20 protein-coding genes and 4 pseudogenes are annotated in these 21,425 nt (G+C 69.8%); 16 read left to right on the forward strand and 8 right to left on the reverse strand.

Features of this window, described 5'->3' with window-relative positions; all coding sequences use genetic code 11:
- Positions 1-45 precede the first annotated feature (45 nt).
- Positions 46-531 (reverse strand): MarR family winged helix-turn-helix transcriptional regulator, encoded by a 486-nt coding sequence (locus OG306_RS01530; protein ID WP_266752934.1) that lies wholly within the window; start codon positions 529-531, stop codon positions 46-48.
- Positions 532-788: 257 nt separating this feature from the next.
- On the opposite strand from OG306_RS01530, the gene OG306_RS01535 reads away from it, so the two are divergent.
- The 13 genes and pseudogenes from OG306_RS01535 (at position 789) to OG306_RS01595 (ending at position 9,839) form a co-directional block, all read left to right on the forward strand.
- Positions 789-1,979 (forward strand): MFS transporter, encoded by a 1,191-nt coding sequence (locus tag OG306_RS01535; RefSeq protein WP_266752932.1) that lies wholly within the window; start codon positions 789-791, stop codon positions 1,977-1,979.
- Positions 1,980-2,023: 44 nt separating this feature from the next.
- Complete coding sequence (locus tag OG306_RS01540) at positions 2,024-2,446, forward strand: GlcG/HbpS family heme-binding protein (protein ID WP_266752931.1); 423 nt, start codon at positions 2,024-2,026, stop codon at positions 2,444-2,446.
- A gap of 109 nt (positions 2,447-2,555) precedes the next feature.
- The gene (locus OG306_RS01545) at positions 2,556-2,786 is read left to right on the forward strand and encodes a hypothetical protein (RefSeq protein WP_327259575.1); all 231 of its coding nucleotides are present in this window, start codon (positions 2,556-2,558) and stop codon (positions 2,784-2,786) included.
- 14 nt (positions 2,787-2,800) lie between these two features.
- Entirely contained in the window at positions 2,801-3,625 is an 825-nt protein-coding gene (locus OG306_RS01550) for an aldo/keto reductase (protein WP_266908851.1), read from the forward strand.
- Positions 3,626-3,837: 212 nt separating this feature from the next.
- A complete protein-coding gene (locus tag OG306_RS01555) occupies positions 3,838-4,065 on the forward strand; it encodes a hypothetical protein (RefSeq protein WP_266752929.1) in 228 nt (75 codons plus the stop codon).
- A gap of 16 nt (positions 4,066-4,081) precedes the next feature.
- Positions 4,082-4,231, forward strand: a pseudogene (locus OG306_RS01560) (MarR family transcriptional regulator); the annotation flags it as partial.
- 351 nt (positions 4,232-4,582) lie between these two features.
- Positions 4,583-5,593, forward strand: a complete 1,011-nt coding sequence (locus tag OG306_RS01565) for an aldo/keto reductase (RefSeq protein ID WP_266908853.1) — start codon at positions 4,583-4,585, stop codon at positions 5,591-5,593.
- A gap of 51 nt (positions 5,594-5,644) precedes the next feature.
- Positions 5,645-6,064 (forward strand): SRPBCC family protein, encoded by a 420-nt coding sequence (locus OG306_RS01570; protein WP_266908855.1) that lies wholly within the window; start codon positions 5,645-5,647, stop codon positions 6,062-6,064.
- A 718-nt stretch (positions 6,065-6,782) separates the two neighbouring features.
- A complete protein-coding gene (locus tag OG306_RS01575; RefSeq protein ID WP_266752922.1) occupies positions 6,783-7,196 on the forward strand; it encodes a hypothetical protein in 414 nt (137 codons plus the stop codon).
- A 264-nt stretch (positions 7,197-7,460) separates the two neighbouring features.
- A complete protein-coding gene (locus OG306_RS01580) occupies positions 7,461-7,760 on the forward strand; it encodes an SsgA family sporulation/cell division regulator (protein WP_266752920.1) in 300 nt (99 codons plus the stop codon).
- A 265-nt stretch (positions 7,761-8,025) separates the two neighbouring features.
- Positions 8,026-8,766, forward strand: coding sequence for an aromatic acid exporter family protein (locus OG306_RS01585; protein WP_266752918.1), 741 nt, complete (start codon positions 8,026-8,028; stop codon positions 8,764-8,766).
- On the forward strand, positions 8,741-9,358 hold the full coding sequence (locus OG306_RS01590; RefSeq protein WP_266752917.1) for a hypothetical protein: 618 nt from the start codon (positions 8,741-8,743) through the stop codon (positions 9,356-9,358). The genes OG306_RS01585 and OG306_RS01590 overlap by 26 nt, the downstream gene beginning before the upstream one ends.
- Positions 9,288-9,839 (forward strand): TerD family protein, encoded by a 552-nt coding sequence (locus tag OG306_RS01595; protein ID WP_266752915.1) that lies wholly within the window; start codon positions 9,288-9,290, stop codon positions 9,837-9,839. Before OG306_RS01590 ends, OG306_RS01595 begins: the two co-directional genes overlap by 71 nt.
- A 263-nt stretch (positions 9,840-10,102) precedes the next feature.
- Here OG306_RS01595 and OG306_RS01600 read toward each other — a convergent pair whose 3' ends face one another.
- Positions 10,103-10,708 (reverse strand): helix-turn-helix domain-containing protein, encoded by a 606-nt coding sequence (locus OG306_RS01600; RefSeq protein WP_266908859.1) that lies wholly within the window; start codon positions 10,706-10,708, stop codon positions 10,103-10,105.
- A 144-nt stretch (positions 10,709-10,852) separates the two neighbouring features.
- Here OG306_RS01600 and OG306_RS01605 point away from each other — a divergent pair, with 144 nt between their 5' ends.
- Complete coding sequence (locus OG306_RS01605; RefSeq protein ID WP_327259574.1) at positions 10,853-11,839, forward strand: alpha/beta fold hydrolase; 987 nt, start codon at positions 10,853-10,855, stop codon at positions 11,837-11,839.
- A gap of 337 nt (positions 11,840-12,176) precedes the next feature.
- Here the strand turns inward: OG306_RS01605 and OG306_RS01610 are convergent.
- Positions 12,177-12,989, reverse strand: a pseudogene (locus OG306_RS01610) (MerR family transcriptional regulator).
- 135 nt (positions 12,990-13,124) lie between these two features.
- Positions 13,125-13,421 (reverse strand): helix-turn-helix domain-containing protein, encoded by a 297-nt coding sequence (locus OG306_RS01615; protein WP_327259573.1) that lies wholly within the window; start codon positions 13,419-13,421, stop codon positions 13,125-13,127.
- A gap of 7 nt (positions 13,422-13,428) precedes the next feature.
- Between OG306_RS01615 and hflX the strand changes: the two are divergent.
- Together hflX and car(A) are read left to right on the forward strand one after the other, a co-directional pair.
- Positions 13,429-14,547: pseudogene (gene hflX, locus OG306_RS01620) on the forward strand (GTPase HflX); the annotation flags it as partial.
- A 308-nt stretch (positions 14,548-14,855) separates the two neighbouring features.
- The gene (gene car(A) / locus OG306_RS01625) at positions 14,856-16,511 is read left to right on the forward strand and encodes an ABC-F type ribosomal protection protein Car(A) (protein WP_327259572.1); all 1,656 of its coding nucleotides are present in this window, start codon (positions 14,856-14,858) and stop codon (positions 16,509-16,511) included.
- A gap of 568 nt (positions 16,512-17,079) precedes the next feature.
- On the opposite strand, the gene OG306_RS01630 is transcribed toward car(A), so the two are convergent.
- The 4 genes and pseudogenes from OG306_RS01630 to OG306_RS01645 all read right to left on the reverse strand — a co-directional run bounded on the left by OG306_RS01630 (position 17,080) and on the right by OG306_RS01645 (position 21,156).
- Positions 17,080-18,096, reverse strand: coding sequence for a group II intron maturase-specific domain-containing protein (locus tag OG306_RS01630; RefSeq protein ID WP_323187864.1), 1,017 nt, complete (start codon positions 18,094-18,096; stop codon positions 17,080-17,082).
- A gap of 550 nt (positions 18,097-18,646) precedes the next feature.
- A pseudogene (locus OG306_RS01635) lies at positions 18,647-19,768 on the reverse strand (recombinase family protein); the annotation flags it as partial.
- A 132-nt stretch (positions 19,769-19,900) separates the two neighbouring features.
- A complete protein-coding gene (locus tag OG306_RS01640; RefSeq protein ID WP_266744339.1) occupies positions 19,901-20,248 on the reverse strand; it encodes a hypothetical protein in 348 nt (115 codons plus the stop codon).
- Positions 20,249-20,325: 77 nt separating this feature from the next.
- On the reverse strand, positions 20,326-21,156 hold the full coding sequence (locus OG306_RS01645; protein WP_371665056.1) for a reverse transcriptase N-terminal domain-containing protein: 831 nt from the start codon (positions 21,154-21,156) through the stop codon (positions 20,326-20,328).
- Between the last annotated feature and the right edge of the window lie 269 nt (positions 21,157-21,425).

Consider the following 21,425-nt stretch of genomic DNA (forward strand, 5'->3'; position numbering starts at 1 on the left):
GGCATCTCTCCCTCCTCCCGCGAAGGGCAGGGTGAACGCTACCTCTCACTGTGCCGGAAGGGGATCGGGGTGCCGACGCGTCGGGTTCATCGCCTCGACTGCCGTGACCAGGGGAGCCAGCTCGGGGTTCTTGGCGGCTTCGTCGAGCGCCTTTCCGAGGGCGGTGTCGTTGGTCGGCCGGGCCTCTTGGATGAGCTTCAGGCCCGCGTCGCTGACATCGGTGTAGATGCCGCGGCGGTCGGTCGGGCACAGGTAGCGGGAGAGCAGGCCACGGTCCTCCAGGCGGGAGACCAGGCGAGTGGTGGCGCTCTGGCTGAGCACCACCGCGTCGGCGACCTGCTTCATCTGCAGGTGCCCGCCCTCGCCGTCGTGCTGGCGGCTGAGCACGTCGAGCAGCGAGTACTCCCGCACGCTCAGGCCGTGCTCGGACTGCAGGGCGCGCTCGATGTGCGCCTCGATCCTGCCGTACAGGAGGGAGAGGGCTGCCCATCCGTTGGCAAGGGCGGTCAGCGCGGGATCCGTGGCGGTCATGGGTCCGGGACTCCTTCTGGATGCGACTGGAGTCCAGGATAAGCCCTTCCTGGAAATATCAGCCAGAGCCCGCATAAGGCTCTTGCAAGCATCTCGCGTCGGACCGGGGCGGGCGGGCGGCACCGGCGCGCCACCGAGTCCCGAGCGCCACTGGAATCCAAGACCCAGGAGGAATGCCCGCCCTTGCACTTATAGCGCGTATGCAATTATTGTCGAGGCTCGTAAGACGCACTAACAATCGCACGGAAAGTGGCGCCATGCCTCTCGCACTTCTCGCTCTGGCCATCGGGGCCTTCGGGATCGGGACCACCGAGTTCGTGATCATGGGCCTGCTGCCCGAGATCGCCGCAGACTACGGCGTGTCCATCCCCACCGCCGGCCTGCTGGTCACCGGCTACGCGCTCGGCGTGGTCATCGGCGCCCCGCTGATGACCGTGCTCGGCAACAGGATCAGCCGCAAGACGATGCTGATCCTGCTCATGGGCTTGTTCGTGGTCGGCAACCTGTTCTCCGCGCTCGCACCGAGCTTCCCGCTGATGCTCACCGGCCGGATCGTGACCTCGCTGGCCCACGGCGCCTTCTTCGGGATCGGCTCGGTGGTCGCCGCCGACCTGGTCGCCCCCGACAAGAAGGCCGGCGCCATCGCCACCATGTTCACCGGGCTGACCATTGCGAACATTGTCGGCGTGCCGCTGGGCACGTTCATCGGGCAGGCAGTGGGCTGGCGCACCACGTTCGCCGTCGTCGCCGCGCTCGGCGTGGTCGGCCTGCTCGGCATCGTCAGGCTCGTACCCGCCATGCCCCGGCCCGAGGGCGCGCGCCTGCGCGGGGAGCTGACTGCGTTCCGTAACCCGCAGGTGCTGCTCGCGATGGCGATGACGGTGCTCGGCTTCGGCGGTGTCTTCGCCGCGATCACGTACATCGCCCCGCTGATGACCCGTGTGGCGGGCTACTCGGACGGTGCGGTCACCTGGCTGCTGGTGCTGTTCGGCGTCGGCATGTTCCTCGGCAACCTGCTCGGCGGCCGCTACGCCGACCGCAAGCTGATGCCGATGCTGTACACCACCCTCGGCGGGCTCTCCGTGGTGCTCGCACTGTTCACCGTGTTCGCGCACAACAAGATCCTCGCCGCGATCGCCATCCTGCTCGTCGGGGCGCTCGGCTTCGCCACCGTCCCGCCACTCCAGAAGCGCGTCCTCGACCAGGCCCACGGTGCGCCGACGCTGGCCTCGGCGGTCAACATCGGTGCCTTCAACCTCGGCAACGCGCTCGCCGCCTGGCTGGGCGGTCTCGTCATCGCCGCCGGCCTCGGCTACACCGCCCCGAACTGGGTCGGCGCCGTCCTCGCCGCCGCCGCGCTGGTCCTCGCCGTCTGGTCCGCCGCCCTGGAGCGCCGCACCCCCGCGCCTGGGACCGCGGCCGCCGTCCCCGCCCCCGTCCACCACTGACCTCCCCTCCTTCCGCATCCCCCTCGCCCAGGAGAACCCCCCTCATGAGCACCACCGCCGTCACCCCGCTGACCACCGCCGCCGCCGAGACTCTGATCGCGGCCGCCCGGGCCGCCGCCGAGGAGGCCGGGGTCCCGGTCAGCGTCACCGTCCTGGACGCGGGCGGGCACCTGCTCGCCTTCCGCCGCGACGACCGCGCCGTCCTGATCTCCGGCGAGACCGGCACCCGCAAGGCCTACACCGCCCTGCAGCTCGACGCGCCGACCGCCGACCTGGTCGACCTCGTGAAGCCCGAGGGGCCGTTCCACTCCCTGCCGACCGCGCTCGACCGGCCGCTGCTGTTCATCGCCGGTGGCGTCCCCGTCCACCGCGACGGCCGTCTGATCGGCGCGGTGGGTGTCGGCGGCGGCGCGCCCGAGCAGGACCACTCCTTCGCCACCGCCGCTCTGAAGGAACTCGCCCGATGACCCGCACCCCGCAGGAGGTCTTCGCCGACCACGGGAAGCGGCTCGGCACCGGGGACCTCGACCTGATCGCCGCGAACTACACCAAGCCGTCCTGATCACCCCCGCAGGGGTGTCCCATGGGTGGCACGGGGTCAGGCAGGTCATCGGCCGCCTGCTGGCCGATCTTCCGGACGCCGACTGGCAGCTCACCCCGCAGTTCGCCGGCGAGGTGCTGTTCCTCCGGTGGAGCGCGTCCACCCCCGCCCACCAGGTCACCGACGGCATCGACACCTTCGTCTTCCGCGACGGCCTCATCAGCACCCAGACCGTCCACTACACCCTCACCGACCGCACCGACTGAAAGAGCCAGACACCATGACCACCATCCCCACCGTGAAGCTGAACAACGGCGTCGAGATCCCCCAGCTCGGCTTCGGCGTCTTCCAGGTCCCCGACGACCAGACCACCGCCGCCGTCTCCGCCGCCCTGGAGGCCGGCTACCGCAGCATCGACACCGCGGCGATCTACGGCAACGAGACCGGCGTCGGCCGGGCCCTCACCGCCTCCGGACTGCCGCGCGAGGACCTGTTCGTCACCACCAAGCTTTGGAACGCCGAGCAGGGCTACGACTCCACCCTGCGTGCCTTCGACGCCAGCCTCGCCAAGCTGGGCCTGGACCGGATCGACCTCTACCTGATCCACTGGCCCACCCCGGCCCGCGACCTCTACCTGGACTCCTGGCGGGCCATCGAGCGCCTGGCCGCCGACGGCCGCATCGGGGCGGCGGGCGTCTCCAACTTCCAACCCGCCCACCTCCAGCGGCTGCTGGACAACAGCGAGCTCGTCCCGGCGGTCAACCAGGTCGAACTGCACCCCGGCCTGCAGCAGGCCGAGCTGCGCGCCTTCCATGCTGAGCACGGCATCGCCACAGAGGCGTGGAGCCCGCTCGCCCAGGGCGCCGTCCTGAGCGATCCGGCGATCACCACGATCGCCGAGCGCACCGGCAAGTCCCCCGCCCAGGTGGTCCTTCGCTGGCACCTTCAGCTCGGCAACATCGTCATCCCCAAGTCGGTCACCCCGTCCCGCATCCGCCAGAACCTCGACGTGTTCGGCTTCCAGCTCACCGACGAGGACATGGCCGCGATCGCCGCCACCGACCGCGACCTGCGCACCGGCCCCCACCCGGACCAGTTCAACTGAGCCGCACGTCCGAGCCGGCACACGGTCACCGATACGGCTCCCGAGCTGTATGGCTCGGCCCGTACACCCCGCCGCTTCGTTCCGGGCAGACCGCCCGGAACGGGGCGCCGTCCCCCGCCCCGGAAGGACCCAGCGACCTCGGCGCCCTGCGCCTGAAGACTCGCGAGCGGCAACGGCTCACCGCGGGCGGCGGCAAGCCGCACCTCACGCCCATGGTGCTGCGCCTGCGGGAGGAGCCCGACGCCCCGCCGCAGCCCATCCGGCTGGTACTCAGCACCGGGAGCAAGGCCTTGGTCGATCACCTGGGGCAGATGGCCGATCTCGGCGTCGCCCATGTCTCCTTGAACCTGCGGCCCAACGAGCGGCCCGTCGACGACGTGCTGCACGAGCTCGCCGAGGACGTCCTGCCGCACTTCCCTTCGCCAGGACCTCGCGTATGAACCCCTTGAACTGAGGCTGCTCTCCCGCTGCCTGTGCCCCATCGACCGTCGCGGCATCTACACCAGCGTGAGCGAGGACGGCCTGAAGCTGCTGGCGAAGGCCCGCCCGACCAGTGTGGCCGCCCTGCGCGAGGCGCTGGGATGCGGCGCGCCGTCGTCGGCGTAGTCGGGCGGTCATCATTCGGTCGCCTTCGCCTTGCGAGCCCGCGCGGATCGCAGTGAGGTTGACGGCGGGGAAGACCGTGCCTCAAGCGCCCGGCGCCCGAGCCCGTGACACCGGCGCGGTGCGGCAAAGCCTTGCATTACCAGGCGTCTGCAATTATTGTTCTCACCAATAAGGCGCTTCTGCATCTATCTGCGCCGTACGTCCGGCCCTGACAAGACGCCGCCGTGCATCCACTGCCACGGCTCCGCCGGCAGAGCCGCCAACCGCAGAGGCATCCGTTCACTCATGCCTCTCACCCCCGTGCTGGGGATGCCGTCACACCCTGGCTCCACTGATCGAAAAGGCACTGTCATGTCCCTCAAGGAAATCCTTCCCGGCCGGCTCGGCTTCGGCACCGCCCCGCTCGGCAACATGTTCCGCGCGATCCCCGACGAGGAGGTCACCGCCACGGTCGAGGCCGCCTGGGACCAGGGCATCCGCTACTACGACACCGCCCCGTTCTACGGCGCCGGCCTCTCGGAGTCCCGCCTGGGCGAGGTCCTGTCCACCAAGCCCCGCGACGCCTACGTCCTGTCGACCAAGGTCGGCCGGGTCATCCTCGACGAGCTGGAGGAGGGTGCCCGCGACCTCGGCGAGAAGGGCGGCCTGTTCGAGCACGGCAATCCCAACAAGATGCTCCACGTGTGGACCGCCGAGGCCACCGAGCGTTCCATCGAGGACAGCCTCAAGCGACTCGGCACCGACCGGCTCGACATCGTCTGGGTCCACGACATCGCCCAGGACTTCCACGGCGACCTGTGGCTGCAGAAGTTCGAGGAGGCCCGTACCGGCGCCTTCCGGATGCTGTCCCGGCTGCGCGACGAGGGCGTCATCAAGGCCTGGGGCCTCGGCGTCAACCGCACCGAGCCCATCGAGCTGACCCTCACCCTCGACGAGCCGCAGCCGGACGGATTCCTCCTCGCCGGCCGCTACACCCTCCTCGACCACGAGCACGCCCTGCAGCGGCTGCTGCCCATGGCCCAGGAGCAGAACGTCGACATGGTCGTCGGCGGCCCCTACAGCTCCGGCGTCCTCGCCGGCGGCGCCCACTTCGAGTACCAGCCGGCCCCGCCGGAGATCGTCGAGAAGGTTTCCCGCCTGAAGGCCCTGGCCCAGAAGCACGACGTCTCCATCAAGGCCGCCGCCCTCCAGTTCTCCCTCGCCCACCCGGTTGCCGCCGCCGCCGTTCCCGGCGCGACCCGCCCGAGCCGGATCGCCGAGGACGTCGCCGCCCTGAACGAGACCGTCCCGGCCGCGTTCTGGCACGAGCTGCGCACCGCCGGCCTGGTCAGCCCGGCCGCCCCGCTGCCCAACGGCGCCTGACCACACAACCCGAAACCCCCACCACAGCACCGGGATCCAGGAGAAAAATACATGGCTTCCACCTCCGTCAGCCGCATAGCGCCCGCCTCCCCCGACAAGGTCTGGAGCCTCATCGGCGGCTTCGACGCCCTGCCCGACTGGCTCCCCTACATCCTCGAGAGCACCCCGCTCCAAGGCGGCCGGGTCCGTCGACTGAAGAACCCGAACGGCGAGGTCATCATCGAGCGTCTCGTGGACTTCAACGAGGCCGAGCGCCACTACAGCTACGCCATCCTCCAGGCCCCGTTCCCGGTCAACGGCTACGTCTCCACCATCCGGGTCCACACCGTTCCCGGCCGCGACGACATCGCCGAGGTCCAGTGGTCCGGCCGCTTCAACCCCGACAACGCCACCGACGACGAAGTCGTCGACCTCTTCACCGGCATCTACGGCGACGGCCTCGACGCACTCCACAAGACCCTCACGGCCTGACACCGGGGCCATCCATCGCGAGGCCCCACCGCGCAGCCCGGGTACGCACCCCGCATACCCGGGCTGCGGTGTGCCCGGGTCGCACAGTCACCCACCGCGACGGCCGACACGTCCAGCACGTGGCGCCGGAGCGGATCGCTGCGCTGCCGGAGGACCGCCAGGCGGCCACCACCCCGATCGACCGACCCCGGAGGCCGGAGCGCCAGGCACCCTCGCTCGCGCCGTGTGCTCGCCCGTACCGACGGGCGCACGGGCAATCGCGGTGCGGGCCACGATCCCCAGCAGGGTGCACTCGCGCATCCGCTCCTTGACGGCCTGCTCCAGCACCTGCGCGCCCCCGCGCGACTTCTCCGCCCGGCGGGCCTTGAGCCTGGGCGCCCCGAAGTCGGGGTCGACGAACAGCTCGTCGTTGCCCTGGTACTCGCCGTCCGCCGCTGCCGCCGCCGCGCTCAGGCGCCCCCGCAGCTGGGACCGGTGCGCGGCCGCCGAACGGCGCCTCCTCGCCCGGTGCGCGCAGGCCGAGCCGCCCGGGAACCGGCTCGCAACATCGGGTTTCGCGCGAATATTCCGACGCAACGGCTCTTCGGCGCGTGGTGGACCTCACCCACCAGAAGTAGTTCATTGTTCAACCATTTGGAGTTAGTGTCTTCAACGTCAGCAAGGCAAACAATCACTAACTCACCCATTCACATCGCAGGGTGGGGAAAGACAGGAAATCATGACAAGCGGGACTCTTCGTCGGACTGTCGTCGCGATCACCTCGACCGCCATCGCCGCAGCCGGGCTTCTCGCCACCGGCGGCACCGCCTCGGCGGCGACGCACCCGAGCAGCACCCAGCCGGGCGCCGTATCCACCGTCCGAATCACCGACCACCACAACGAGGACCGGCACGACAACCACAGCAGGGACCGGCACAGCGCACTCGGCGGCCGGGGCAGCGACGGCCGTGGCCACTGGAAGCAGGATCGCGATGGAGGCCGCCACGGGGTCCGGCACGACGACCGCCACGGCTACCAGGCACGGATCGACGAAGACCGTCGCCAGTGGGTCCTCGACCAGATCCGCTGGGCCGAGAACCACGGACACACCTACTGGGACAGCCTGGAACACCACGACCGTTCACACCGCTGAGAATCGCGGACCCCAGGAACATCACCACCCGGGCCGCCGCACACCGATGGGCAAGTGACACGGCCCGAATCACCCCCCGCACACATGCGGGCGGGCACCGCGGGGGCGGCATGCGGTGTCATGGCCGCTCAACGGACAGCAACGGCCATGACACCGCATGCCGCCCCCGCCCCGCGCGAAGGCCCCGCAACCACCGCCACCAGAGCCCAGGCGCCGCCCCGGCCCCCGAACCAACACAAAGCCCTGATCACTTGCGTAGACCACATGCTCGACATGGAGCTCGTGTCGCCCCTGGGCGCACGGCTCCCGGTACCAGCCCACCTGCTGTACAAGTCGCAGGACCCGCTGGTGGTGGAGTTCCTCTTCCATGACCTCGTCCGAGGCCCCGTACTCTGGGGCATCTCACGCGAGTTGCTCGCCCGGGGAATGCTGGCACCCAGCGGAGAGGGCGACGTGCGGGTACGGCCTACCGGGACCGGCCCAAATGCCCTCCTGCGCCTTCTCCTGACTTCTCCGGGCGGCTCCGCCCACCTCATCGCTCCGCTCCCGGCCCTCAAGCACTGACTGCTGCGCACCTACCAGCTGGTGCCCGCCACCCAGGAGGCCGAGGCACTGGACCTGGACGGCCACCTCGACCGGTTCCTGAACGGGGCGTCCTGAACGTACCCGCCGCGAGGACCTCGGGGAAGCTGCCTTCGCGGCGGGCCGGGGCGAGGGGGCAGATGCCGGAGGCCGCCGAGCGCTCCGCGAAGAGGGGGCGTCGGCGGCTGCCGATCGGATGAGCGGCGCAGCGCCGTCGCGGATGAAGGACGAAGCCGGAGCCGAAAGCATGACAGCACACGTCCTCGCGCGAGGTCAGGCCGTCGCCGTGTGGTGGCGGAACGCGGGTCGGGCCTGGTGGCCGCCGCGAGTCGTCCGGTCGGTATGGCTTGCGGCGATACGGTCCGCGACGATACGGCCGGCAGCGGTACGGACCGCCAAGGTCCTGATCGCGACCCTCCTGGCCTGGCAGGCCGCTTCGTGGTGGTTGCCGCGGGAGCAGCGGTATCTCGCCGTGGCCACCGCGCTGGCCATGGTCAGCGCCCCCACCGTCTATCGGTCGGTGACACAGGCGCTGCGCAGCCCGGCCGCCCGGGCGGCCGGGCTGGCGGTGGCCGTGGCCGTCATGTGGCTGCTGGGCCCGGCTGCGGGGAGCGCCGCCGTCATCCCGGCGATCGCGCTGGTCGTGGCCGGGCGGCGGGGGTCGGACGGCCGTCTGCAGGTCGCCTCGACGGCGGTGCTGGCCCTGGCCGCGGCGACGGCCGTTCCCGTGGGCCATGTGGTCGCGCTGACCCTTGCGACGCTGACCGGAGCGGCGGTGGGGATCGCGGTGAACGCCGTCATCCTGCCGCCCGTGCACCTGAGCGCCTCCGACTCCGCGGTACGCGGTCTGGCCGTGGCCTTGGGGGAGCTGCTCGTCGACATGGGCCGGGCTGAGGGAACGGCAACCCGCCGACCGTGCGCACACCTGGCTGGAGAAGGGCAGACGCCTGGAGGACCTGGCGGTGCGGGCGCACGAGGACGTCCGTGAGAGTCAGGAGAGCCTGCGCTGGAACACTCGGTGCGTCGTCGTACGCGGACGACGCGAGCTGTCGGGCCACGGCGAGGCCCTGCGGGCTTTGCACCGGATCACCTTCCAGGTCCGCGGCATCGCCCGGACGCTGGCCGACGCCGTCGACGACCACCGCCTGGGGCAGATGTTCCTCGACCGCTACGCGGCGACCCTGGAGGCGGCGGGCGAGGCGGTGGCATGCTTCGCCAACCCCGGCCCGGCCGAGGGTCCGGCCCAGGACGACGCCCGCGAGCGACTGCGCCGGGCCATCGACGACGCCGCCGCGTGGCACACGATGATGACCGGCGAGATCGAGCAGGGCACACTGACCGAGCCGGGCGCCTGGCACGTGTACGGATCACTGATGACCGACGCCGAACGTCTGCTCGCCGACCTCGACCGCGCGCCCCGCCCCGCCGGGACGTGGCACGATGGACAATCATCCTTGGTCTCAAAGAAGTTGGGATGGAAAGCACGTGGATACGAGGGAGACGGGGCTGTTGAACAGCACCAGCAAGGACATTCTCAAGATCGAGGTCGCGCTGAAGTGGGCTCCGAGCCCCATCGGTGAACCGGCCAGCCACCTCGACATCGTCGCCGCGACCTACCTGGCGGCTGCCCCTTACGGAGACCCCTCCTACATAGTGCACTGGGACAGCCGCTCCCCAGACGGCACCATCTACCTCAACCGTGACAGCAAAGACGGCAAGGGCCTCGGCTGGGACGAGGTCATGACGCTGGAGCTCGACCGCCTCGACAGCCGGTACGCGCGTGTGGTGGTCGGCGTTGTCATCCACCAGAACGCCAGCCGCAGGACGTTCGCCGGCGTGCTCAGCCGCGGCCTGCGCCTGCGCGAGGGCTACACCGTCCTGGCCGAGGACGACTTCGGCGGTGTCCTGGAGGCGACGGCGGCGAAGGTCGGCGAGTTCGTACGCGACAACTCCGGAGCGTGGACCTTCCGCCCGGGCATCCGCGGATACGACGAGGAACCGGCAGCCTTCACCAGGATCATGGGCAGTGCCCCGAGTCGTGAAACCGGCCCGTCCGCCTGATATCGGCATGCCACCTCCCCCAGAGACGTGAGGCCACTCTGCATAGGGGTTTCCGGTTCCGGTGTCGTTCCTTCTGAACCGTTCCGGGTTTGATCGAGGCTCGATCTTTTGGAAGGATCGAGCCGCTACCTGTTCCACATCAAGGCCAGCGCCCCGGCCAGAGCCTGCGCCCCTTCTGCGACCCCGACGCCGCTGAGGACAACGAGGAAGAGACCTGACATCCCGGACATATCCAGGACGTCAGGCCGTTCGTTCTCTGCTTGCTACCGGGCCCTGAGGCCGGGGGCGGGCGGGGTGCGCGGTCGCAGGCGCTCTCCCTGCGGCCCGAACATGATCAGGTACTCGACCGGGCCGCCGGGGCCGGCGTTCGCGACCCCGTGGGGATTGCGGGTGTCGAACTCGGCGACGTCCCCGGCACTCAGGACGAGGTCCTGCTCGCCGAGTGCGAGCCACAGCCGCCCGTACAGGACGCACAGCCATTCCCAGCCGTCGTGGGAGACCTGCCGGGGCCGCGCGGGCGGCTCCTGGACGGCGGGCAGGACGTGTTTGTGGGCGTGCAGGCCCCCGACGTACCGGGTCAGCGGCAGCACCGCCTTGTCGTCGCCGAAACGCCGGAGCGCGGAGGTGCGGGGCTCGGCGGCGGGGGCGGTGCCGGCCAGCTCGTCCAGGGAGACGCCGTACTCCTTCGCCAACTGCAACACCACTTCCAGGGTGGGCTTGCGTCGGCTGATCTCGATCCGCGACAGCGTGCTCGGGGAGATGCCGGTCGCGCGGCTGACGCCGGTGAGCGTGGAGCCGCGGTGTTCGCGCGCGGCCCGCAGCCGGGGGCCCATCGCCGCCAGCGTGTCGGCCACGTCGTCGCCTGTCACCCGCTCCGCCCCCTTCCGGACGCGCCGCTCCACCATCCTGTCCTGCAAGTTTGCCAGACTGGCAAGGGTAATCGCGTCGGACGGTCGCCGCGCCGCATGATCGATGCGTACCTGCGTCCACCCGCGAACCGAGGAGAAGCCCCCATGCAGCCCGAGCCGTCCGCCGCACTCCGCCACCGCACCGTCGGGGCCCCGGCCGGGCGCCTGCACCTGGTCGAGCAGGGCACCGGCCCGCTGGTCCTGCTCGTGCACGGCTTCCCCGAGTCCTGGTACTCCTGGCGCCGCCAGCTCCCGGCACTCGCCGCGGCCGGCTACCGGGCGGTGGCGATCGACGTGCGCGGCTACGGCCGCTCCTCCAAGCCTGCGGCGACCGACGCCTACCGGATGCTGGACCTGGTGGAGGACAACGTCGCCCTCGTGCACGCCCTCGGCGAGGAGAGCGCGGTGGTCGTCGGCCACGACTGGGGCTCCAACATCGCCGCCGCCTCCGCCCTGCTCCACCCCGAGGTCTTCCGGGCCGTCGCCCTGCTGAGCGTCCCGTACGCGCCACCCGGCGGCCCCCGCCCCACCGACATCTTCGGCCAGATCGGCGGCCCCGAGCAGGAGTTCTACGTCTCCTACTTCCAGGAGCCCGGCCGCACCGAGACGGAGATCGAGCCTGACGTGCGGGGCTGGATCGCGGGCTTCTACGCCGCCCTGTCCGCCGACACCATGCCCGCCCAGGGCGAGCCCGACCCGCACTTCGTCGCCCACGGCGGCCAGCTGCGTGACCGTTTTCCCACCGGCATCCTCCCGGCCTGGCTGACCGAGGACGACCTCGACGTCTACGCCGGGGAGTTCGAGCGCACGGGTCTGACCGGCGCCCTCAACCGCTACCGCAACGTGGACCGCGACTGGGAAGACCTCGCCCCCCACCGCGGCGCCCCGATCAAGCAGCCGTCCCTGTTCATCGGCGGCGCCCTGGACGCCTCCACCACCTGGATGTCCGACGCTATCGACGCCTTCCCCACCACCCTCCCCGGCCTGACCGCCTCCCACCTCGTAGAGGGCTGCGGCCACTGGATCCAGCAGGAACGCCCCGAGGAGATCAACCGTCTGCTGACCGGCTGGCTCAACACCCTCATGGGCTGAACCGTCAGGCGCGGCCGGGGCTTCTGTACACGGAACAGTTCGGCCCGCGTACCCGAGCGCAGCGGCCACGGCCGGGCGCTGCGTGATTCTCACAAATGACCATCTGTGAGAGTTCTGCGAGAGCCCCGGAGGCGATCACGTTTTCGCAGGTCACCGTTCGCAAAAGTCATCTCGGAACTGGCGTATTGTGCGAGGCCGTTCTGAGAGACTCCCGCTATGGATCTCACGCCCGATTGTCAGCTTTCGAAGTCGGCTGCGCTGATGTCCGAAGTTGGCTGCACTCGCTGACGGCGGATCATGCTGGGGTCAGCCAGGGTGCCGGCTGACCCCTCTCTCATCAGGCCTTGGTCACCGGTTCCTGGAGCTCGGTCACCCACTCGTCGTGGTTGTCGGGGCACTCCAGGTTGACCTCCCGCAGGTAGCCGGTCGAGCGGTAGCCATTGGCGTCGATCCAGCGGCCCAGGGTCTGGATAGTGGGTAGGACGGTCTCCATCGAGCCGCGGTGCACGATGGTCGCCGCCTGCTCAACGGGCGGCAGGGCCACGATCCGCAGCCTGTCATCCTCCCTGAGGGGCACAGAGACCTAGACGCCCGCGTGGATGAGGACCCCGCCGTCCGGAGCGTCCTCGTAGTAGGCGATACCGGGCCCGGAGGGAGCGATGCCCGCCGCCTCCAGATGCCGGAACAGCTCGCCGTACAGCGGCTGGATAACCGGCCCGATGGTGTCGAAGTCCGGTGCCACACCGGTAAGTTCGGCCACCCGAACGCTCGGCAGGCTTTTCAGTACAACGTCGTTGCTGGGCATCTGCCCCTCGCTCTCGATCGAGCGTAGCCTCGCCTCGACCTGGACCAGCCGGGCAGCCGCAGCCGTCATTGCAGCCTCCAGTTCGGCCCGTCGCAGCCGGAGCATGGCGCGCAGTTCCTCGGTTGTGACCTTCTCGTCCAGGATCTCCTGGACCTGCTGGAGGGTGAAGCCGAGGTCCTTGAGCGCGATGACGCGGTTGAGGCGGGCCAGCTGGGCGGCCGTGTAGTAGCGGTACCCGGTGGCCGGGTCGACGTGGGCCGGGCGCAGTAGGCTGGTCGCGTCGTAGTGACGCAACATCCGGACCGATACGCGGCCGTGTCTGGCGAAGTCTCCGATGGTGAACATGATGTCTCCGAGTTGACCACCTGACGCGGTGAGAGGGTCAAGAACCTACTTCGCGGCCGGGCGGCGGCCGCGGCGTGGCCACAGTCGGCGGGGCGAGCAGTGCGCCAGCCGCGGATTTGCCGCTTCTTGCCGCGGTCATCCCTGTAGGTAGCGGTGCAGGGAGGTCTTGGGGATGCCGGTCTTGGCACTGATCTCGCCGCAGCCGGCACCCTGGCCCTTGAGGAGCCGCGCGTACTCGATCTTGTCGGAGGGGTGGGCGACAGGGCGGCCGATGCGGCGGCCGGCGGCTTCGGCGACGGCGCGGGCGTGAGCGGCGCGTTCGGCGGTGAAGCTGCGCTCCATTTCGGCGAACAGGGCCAGGAGGAGGAAGGCGATACGGCCCATGCCCTCGTCGGCGGTGTTGATCGGCAGCGGGTCGGCCAGCGAGTGCACCCCACAGAAGCCCGACCCCGCGACCTACATCGGATCGTGCAAGGCCGCGGAGCTGCGCGAGATCATAGAGGAGGCCGGTGCCGACACGGTCGCATGCGACGGAGAACTGAGCCCCAGCCAGCTGGTCCACCTCGAGGACGTCGTACGCGTCAAGGTCGTGGACCGTACCGCGCTGATCCTGGACATCTTCGCTCAGCACGCCAAGTCCCGCGAGGGCAAGGCTCAGGTGGCACTGGCCCAGATGCAGTACATGCTCCCCAGGCTGCGCGGCTGGGGTCAGCCGATGTCCCGGGCAGATGGGCGACGGAGCTGGGGGCGGCATGGCGACCCGCGGACCCGGCGAGACGAAGATCGAGACCGACCGGCGGCAGCTTCACGAGCGGATGGCCAAACTCCGCCGGGAAATCGCCCAGTTGAAGACCGGACGGGACGTCAAGCGCGAGGAGCGGCGGCGCAACAAGGTGCTGTCGGTCGCCCTCGCGGATACACCAACGCCGGCAAGTTCTCCCTGCTGAACCGGCTGACCGGCGCCGGAGTGCTGGTGGAGAACGCGCTGTTCGCCACCCTGGACACGAAGGTGCGCCGCGCGGAGACCCCGAGCGGCCGCACCTACACCATCGCCGACACCGTCGGCTTCGTACGGCACCTGCCGCACCACCTCGTCGAGGCGTTCCGCTCCACGATCGACGAGGTGGCGGACGCGGACCTGGTGCTGCACGTGGTGGACGGCTCGCACCCGGAACCGGAGGCGCAACTCGCCTCCGTCCGGGAGGTCCTGGCGGAGGTCGGCGCGGGCGGGATCAGGGAGGTCGTGGTCGTCAACAAGGCAGACGCCGCCGACCCGGACGTGCTCTTCCGCCTGCTGGAGGCGGAACCAGGCTCGATCGCCGTCTCCGCGCGCACCGGAGACGGTATCGAGGCCCTGCGGGACCTTAGCGACGTCCAGCTGCCGCGCCCCGAGGTGGAGATTGAGGCCATGGTCCCCTACACCCAGGGCGGCCTGGCCTCGCGGGCCCACCAGGAGGGCGAGGTGCTCTCGGCCGAACACACCGAGCAAGGGACCCTGCTCAAGGCGGGGGTGTGGCCGGAACTGGCGTCCGTGCTACGGGCCTACCCCCAGCCGTGACCCGGGTGGGAGGGCCGGGGGCGGACCCAGCCCTCCCACCCGGGGCTCCGGCCAGACCGGTTGCCGGTGCAGCCTCGTACCGCCTACGCTGGCGGCATGGGTTCCCTGTGATCGGTACGTGTGGTCCGCGAAGGTGTGGGACGTCGAGCCTGGCTCCGTCACCGCGCCCCGCCGTGCACCCCTGAGGAAACAACCGCACCGCGATCCTTCGCCGTGCGGTATTCCCACCGAACGGATCCGCTCCCGACGGTCTTCTGTGTGCGCGGCGATACATCACTCAACCCAGTGACGATCAGGAGGACTCCTGCGTGTCGACAGCACAACTCGCCCTGCATGACATCACCAAGCGTTACCAGGGCCACGTCGTACTCGACCGGATCGGTGTCACGATCAAGCCGGGCGAGAAGGTAGGTGTCATCGGGGACAACGGATCTGGCAAGTCCACGCTGATCAAGCTCATCGCCGGGCAGGAACAGCCCGACAACGGTGCGCTCACGGTGGTCGCGCCCGGTGGAGTCGGCTATCTGGCCCAGACACTGGAGCTGCCGCTGGACGCCACGGTCCAGGACGTCGTCGATCTGGCCCTGGCTGACCTGCGGGAACTGGAGGAGGGCATGCGCCAGGTCGAGTCCGAACTGGCCGAAAGGCCACACCAGGAAGAGCAGGATGCCGAACTCACCACCCTCCTGGAGGGCTACGCCGTGCTGGTCGACCGGTACCAGGCCCGGGGCGGCTACGAGGCCGACTCCCGGGTGGAGATCGCGCTGCACGGACTCGGGCTGCCCGGGCTGGACCGCGGCAGGCGGCTGGGCACCCTGTCCGGCGGCGAGCGGTCGCGCCTCGCCCTGGCCGCGACTCTGGCCTCGGAACCCGAACTGCTGTTGCTGGACGAGCCGACCAACGACCTGGACGACCGGGCCGTGGGCTGGCTGGAGGAACACCTGCGGGGGCACAAGGGCACCGTCGTCGCAGTCACCCACGACCGGCTGTTCCTCGACCGGCTCACGACGACGATCCTGGAAGTCGACTCCGGCACGGTGGCGCGCTACGGCAACGGCTACGAGGGCTATCTGGCGGCCAAGGCGGCCGAACGACAGCGTCGGCTGCTGGAGTACGAGCAGTGGTGCGCCGAACTGGACCGCAGTCGCGAGCTGATCACGTCCAACGTGGCACGGCTGGACAACATCCCGCGCAAGCTTCCCTTCGCCGTCTTCGGCGCCGGGCAGTTCCGGATGCGCGGGCGGGGCCACGGCGCGATGGTGCGGATCCGCAACGCCAAGGAACGGGTCGCACGGCTGACCGAGAACCCCGTCGCGCCGCCGCCCGAGCCGCTCACCTTCGCCGCGGAGATCACCACCGAGGCCGCGCAAACGGAGGAGACGGTGGCCGAGCTCACCGACGTACGGGTGGGCGACCGGCTCGGCATCGACTCCCTGCGCCTCGGGCCCGGTGAACGGCTGCTGATCACCGGCCCCAACGGGGCCGGCAAGACGACGCTGCTGCGGGTGCTCTCCGGGGAGCTGACACCCGACAGCGGATCGGTGCGGGTGTCGGGGCGGGTGGGGCATCTGAGGCAGGAACAGGCGCCATGGCCGACGGGGATGACGGTGCTTCATGCCTTCAGCACTGGACGGGTCGGTGACATCGACGAGCACACCGAGGCGCTGCTCTCGCTCGGGCTGTTCAGCCCGGACGACCTGCGGCAGCGGGTGGAGGAGCTGTCGTACGGGCAGCGGCGCCGCATCGAACTGGCCCGGCTGGTGACCGAGCCGGTGGACCTGCTGCTGCTGGACGAGCCCACGAACCACCTCTCGCCCGCGCTCGTCGAGGAACTGGAGGCGGCGCTGACCGGCTATCAGGGCACGGTGGTCGTCGTCACCCACGACCGGCGCATGAGGTCCCGCTTCAACGGCGCCCACCTGACGCTGCGTGACGGGCTCGTGGCCGAGTTCATCGCCGCCTGATCGCTGGGCGCGGTACGGACGGAGGGACGGCCGACGGGGTCCGTCCCTCCGTCCGATCAGAACGTGCCGTTCGGCTGTGGGGACCGGTGGTGCAGCCGCTATCGGCTGCACCACCGGTCCCCGCAGCCGGTCCCACTTGCCTCACGTGCCTGAAGCCGCAGTATCCGGCCTGACCTGCGCGCAGTGGGTTCGAACCCTGGATAAAGCCGGCGGCCCAGGTATACCCCGAGGTCGTCGAGCGGGCTCACGCCGACTTTGCCGCCCTCCAGGACTCTGGTGCGCAATTCCGGGTGGGTGGTCAGGCTGTGAGTCGGTAGCTGAGGCGGGTGAGGTTGCTGGTGCGGCTGCGGTCCAGTGGATGCTCGGTCCAGTGGGCGTCTAGGCGGACGACGTTGATCGCGGTGGCGGAGAAGGCGTGCTGGAGGCGGACTTTCGGCAGCCCGCGGTAGCGGGCCCGGCGGATGCCGGTGATGTCGAGTGCCTGTCGGGTAGCGGCGGCGCGTTGCCGCGCCGCCGCCCCCTGAGAACCGTGCGGGCGGGTTGGCCCCGCACACGGCTCAAGCAGGCCCTATGGCTCACGGGCGGGCAGAAGGCTGGGCCCCTTGCCGGTGGCGGTGACAAGCCGTTGTCGGCAGTGGGCGTGCAGGAGTTGGGCGGGTGGGGCGTCCGGTGTGCCCGGCCCGGTGATGACGATCGCCTTGCGGCTGATCGCTTTGCGGGTCGCCCGCAGCCACTGCTCCCACGCGATGGGGCTGGACGGCGGATGGTCAGCGTGCAGCAGAAGAGCCCCGCAGAGCGGACAGCGGCCGTTCTGGCGGTTGAGCAGGTGCCAGTCGGCCTTGTCGATCAGCGGGATCACGTCCTTGCGCCGCCGCCGGGCCCAGTACTCGGTCAGTGCCGGGTCATCCGGAGACGCCCCGAACTTGACGAGCTGGTGCCGGACGATCTTCGTCCACGCGAACTTGGTGAGGAACCGTCCGCTGCCGCGGTCTCCGAAGACCCACCGGTCACCCCGGCGGGGGTTGAACTCTCCGAAGTAGCGGTGCACGATCCAGTCCTTTGGCTTGTTCGCGTGTTCGTGCTTGGCCCACTTGTAGGCGAGCTGCCACACGTAGAAGTCCAGCGAGCTGAAGACCCTGCTGGACACCCCGATCCGGAAGTAGGCGGACCAGCCCCGGATGATCGGGTTGAGGGTCCTGATCACCGCCTCGGCATTGGACCCGCGCAGGTCCCACATCTCGGCGGCGAGCCGTTTCCGGATCCGTTTCACGGACGCCTTGCTGGGTTTGATCAGCAGTTTCCGGTTGCGATACAGCCGGACGTGGAAGCCCAGGAAGCAGAAGCCCTCGGTGAGGCGCACGATGCGCGTCTTGTCCTCGTTGAAGGCGAGCCCTCTGGGTTCCAGCCAGGCGGCGAGCCGCTGCTTGACCTCCTCGGCCTGCTCACGGCTGTGGCACATCGCCACCAGATCGTCTGCGTACCTCACCAGCACGGGGCTCTTGCGCATCACGCTCCCGGCGTGGATGCCGCTCGCGTGATACCGCACCCCGGCGGCCTCCTCCATTCCGTGCAGAGCCACGTTCATCAGCGCGGGGCTGATCACGCCCCCAACGCAATGGGTAACTCGGGCATGAGTCACCCTCCGTAGCGTCTTGATCTTGATGCTGGTCGTCGGCGGTGCGCTCACGCACGGGTATGCGGTGCCGGATGGTGATCTTCTCGGGGCCGACGAGGACGTCCTTGACGAGGAGCCTCAGGACGCGCTGGCGCTCGGGGACCTCGGCTGTCCCAGCGTTCTCGCGGAGCTGGGCGAGGAAGCCTTCGAGGTCGTCAGCGAGCTTGAGGTAGGCGTCGCGGTCGGCGAGCTGGGCTTCCAGCGCGTCGAGTTGGCCACGCAGGTTACTCTCCCGGGCCCGCAGGCCGGGCATCCGGGCCCGCAGTTCATCGATGGTGACGAGCTGTTCCTGGAACGCCTCGATCATGCGCGTGATCGCTGCGGTGGCCTTGGCCAGGGCCAGTTCGAGACGGCTGCGCTGGCGGGTGGCGGGGTCGGAGGTGCGGGCACGGTCCAGCCGCTTGTCGATCTCGGACCGGATCAGGTGCGGGTCGGCGATCATGCCGATGATGTGGTCCCAGACGACGGTGTCGAGGTAGTCGGCGCGGACGGGCTTGTTGGTGCAGACCCGGCCGCCCGCGTAGCGGTAGTCGTCGGAGCCCAGGCACCGGTAGTAGTAGATCTTCTTGCCGGAGGAAGTAGTGGTCGAGGTGCGGTAGTAGCCGTATCCGCAGCTCACACACGCCGACAGCCCCTGAAGCAGGGAGGGGACCTTGCTGTTGCGCGAAGCGAAGCGCTTGTTGTCGGCGAGCCGCTGGGCGGCGCGTTCGAAGGTGGCCGGGGTGACGAGCGCGGGAACGGGGATGGTGATCCACTCCTCGCGGGGGCGGTCGGCGGTCTTGACGGCGCGCGGAGTACTGCGGCCCTCCAGGCGGGCCCGGCGGTTCAGGCCCGGGGACTCGTGGAGGATCTGGGTCTTGCCGAAGGCTGCCTGCCCTTGGTAGGCGGGGTTTTTGAGCATGCCCCAGACCACGCTGCGGTCCCAGCGGGTCTTGCCGGTGCGGGTGGGAGTGCCGCTGTCGGTGAGCCAGCGGGTCAGGTCCGCGATGGAGACCCCGTCGTCGGTATAGCGGCGGAACAGCTCGACCACCAGCGCCGCCTCGGACTCGACGATCTCGTAGGTGGCCCCGCACTCGGGGGTCTTGCGCAGGTAGCGGTAGCCGAACGGGGCTCCGCCCAGCACGTTCACCGCCCCCGAGCGGGCCCGGTAGGTCTTCCCGCGCCGGTAGCGTTCCATCAGCTGGGCCTTCTCGTACTCGGCGAACATGCCCTGGAACTGGACCATCAGCTGGTCCTCGGGGCTGTCGCCGCGTGGGCCGCGGACGAACTCCACCCGGGTGCCTGCCCGGGCGAACTCCTCGACCAGCAGGGCCTGGTAAGCGAACTTGCGGGCGAGGCGGTCGGGCGCATAGCACAGCACCACATCCACGCCGACCTGGGCGACCAGGTCGCGCAACCGCTCCAGCGCGGGCCGCACCAGGGTCGCCCCGGAGTGCCCCTCGTCCTCGAACACCCACTCCTCGGGCAGCTCAAGACGCTGTTCTGCGACGTGCGCGCGCAGGGCCGCGGTCTGCGAGCTGATCGTCTGGTCCTTCTTCTGCCGGGCCGAGGACACCCGGGCGTAGATCGCCACGCTGGTCATCGCTCACTCCTGCCTGCTCCAGGCGATCCCGTATCCGGGCCCGCCGCTGCGGAACCAACGCCGCATAGGCCGCGGACAAGTCCGCCGCCGCATGACGGTCGAAGACCGCCTCCACCTCCACCGGCCGGCCGCTCACCTGCCCGGCCGCCCCTCCGGGGCACCCCGCTCAAGGAATTCGGCCAGGGCCTGGGCCACCACCGCGGAGATCGCCCGGTCGCTCTCGTGGGCACGGGCGCGGATCTGTCCTGCCAGCGATTCCGGCAGCTTGACAGTGAACACCACGCTCGACTCGGGGACTTCGAGATGTCCAGCGGCCATGGCCTGCTCCAGATACCGGCGTGCCTGACGCACCGACACCCCGTACCTACTCGCCAACGTGCGGGCGGCTGCGGCCACGGGCGCACCCGCCCCGACCAGATCCGCGGCGGCGTTGACCCGCCGGGCGTACTCGACGCTATCGACACGATCACCACGCACCATGTCACAAACCTACTACCCATTGTGACGCTCCTTACCCTCCGCGCGAGGAAGGAGTTCCAAGCGCCGGTAGCCGAGCGTCACCTCGAAGCAGAAGTTGCCCATTGCGTTGGGGGCGTGATCACACCGCCCTGGGGAGTTCCCTCCCCGGTCTCGGTGAGCCGACCGTCCTCGACCACACCGGCCCGCAGCCACTGCGCGACCAGTTCCCGCGCGGGAAACGTGCCGAGCCGCCGGAGCAAGTGATCATGGTCGATCCGGTCGAATGCCGCCGCCAGGTCCGCGTCAAGTACCCATGGCCGACCAGGGTTGGGGCCCCGGCAGGTCAGAAAGATGGACTCGATCGCGTCATGACAGCCACGGCCGGGCCTGAATCCGTAGGACCTCGGCTCGAACCGTGCCTCCCACTCGGGCTCCAGAGCACCAAGGACCACAGCCTGAAGACAGCGGTCCAAGATCACGGGAATGCCGAGCGGACGCCGACGCCCGTCGGGCTTCGGCACATACACCCGTCTGACGGGCCGGGCCGTCCACGACTCGGAGCGGTGCTGCACCCAGTCGGCCACCTCGGCCTTGCCGGGCGCGGTCAGCACCACCTTGCCGTCGACGCCCGCCGTCTCGCGGCCAGCGTTGACCTCCGTCACCCGCCGCACCGCATGCAGTGCGTTGGCGCGGGAACGGAGCATCAGCTTCTGCAAATTGCGGACCCTCTTCAGGTCCCCTGCCTGTGACGCCGTGAAGATCCTCTGCCGCAGCCGCCGTACGTCGTCATCCACCCGCTGCCAGTCGATCGACAGCCAGTCGGTGACATCGTCCTCGGGTCCGTTCACCACCGCGATCACAGCCGGAGCGGCATCTGCCATCCCGGCCTCCTTCACCGCCTTGGTGTCCAACTTGTCCCTCGGTTCCATCGCCTTCGGTCATCGTCACTTCACAGGCCCACCAGACCCACGTCAGCACCCTTTCGGGTCCGGGCAGCTGCCCGTATCCGGCCGGTTATACGAGACGACCGGCGGAGGGGCCGGTCATCGTGTCCCGCTTTCCCGCTGCCTTTCGGCCGCCGGCGTTCGCTTCTTGGGTCCTCCTGTTCCCGCCGGGGAGTTGAGCTCTCCTCGCGGTCGGCCAACCGGGCACCGGATAACCGGCCCCGGACCCCGACGGGGTTTCCGCGTTGCACACG

Origin of the sequence: Streptomyces sp. NBC_01241 (assembly GCF_041435435.1) — a bacterium.
GTDB lineage: Bacteria > Actinomycetota > Actinomycetes > Streptomycetales > Streptomycetaceae > Streptomyces.

Coding starts and splice junctions, on each gene's coding strand:
- OG306_RS01530 (WP_266752934.1), bottom strand. CDS start 531: ATGACCGCCACGGATCCCGCGCTGACCGCCCTTGCCAACGGATGGGCA.
- OG306_RS01535 (WP_266752932.1), top strand. CDS start 789: ATGCCTCTCGCACTTCTCGCTCTGGCCATCGGGGCCTTCGGGATCGGG.
- OG306_RS01540 (WP_266752931.1), top strand. CDS start 2,024: ATGAGCACCACCGCCGTCACCCCGCTGACCACCGCCGCCGCCGAGACT.
- OG306_RS01550 (WP_266908851.1), top strand. CDS start 2,801: ATGACCACCATCCCCACCGTGAAGCTGAACAACGGCGTCGAGATCCCC.
- OG306_RS01555 (WP_266752929.1), top strand. CDS start 3,838: ATGGTGCTGCGCCTGCGGGAGGAGCCCGACGCCCCGCCGCAGCCCATC.
- OG306_RS01565 (WP_266908853.1), top strand. CDS start 4,583: ATGTCCCTCAAGGAAATCCTTCCCGGCCGGCTCGGCTTCGGCACCGCC.
- OG306_RS01570 (WP_266908855.1), top strand. CDS start 5,645: ATGGCTTCCACCTCCGTCAGCCGCATAGCGCCCGCCTCCCCCGACAAG.
- OG306_RS01575 (WP_266752922.1), top strand. CDS start 6,783: ATGACAAGCGGGACTCTTCGTCGGACTGTCGTCGCGATCACCTCGACC.
- OG306_RS01580 (WP_266752920.1), top strand. CDS start 7,461: ATGCTCGACATGGAGCTCGTGTCGCCCCTGGGCGCACGGCTCCCGGTA.
- OG306_RS01585 (WP_266752918.1), top strand. CDS start 8,026: ATGACAGCACACGTCCTCGCGCGAGGTCAGGCCGTCGCCGTGTGGTGG.
- OG306_RS01605 (WP_327259574.1), top strand. CDS start 10,853: ATGCAGCCCGAGCCGTCCGCCGCACTCCGCCACCGCACCGTCGGGGCC.
- OG306_RS01630 (WP_323187864.1), bottom strand. CDS start 18,096: ATGAACGTGGCTCTGCACGGAATGGAGGAGGCCGCCGGGGTGCGGTAT.
- OG306_RS01640 (WP_266744339.1), bottom strand. CDS start 20,248: ATGGTGCGTGGTGATCGTGTCGATAGCGTCGAGTACGCCCGGCGGGTC.
- OG306_RS01645 (WP_371665056.1), bottom strand. CDS start 21,156: ATGGAACCGAGGGACAAGTTGGACACCAAGGCGGTGAAGGAGGCCGGG.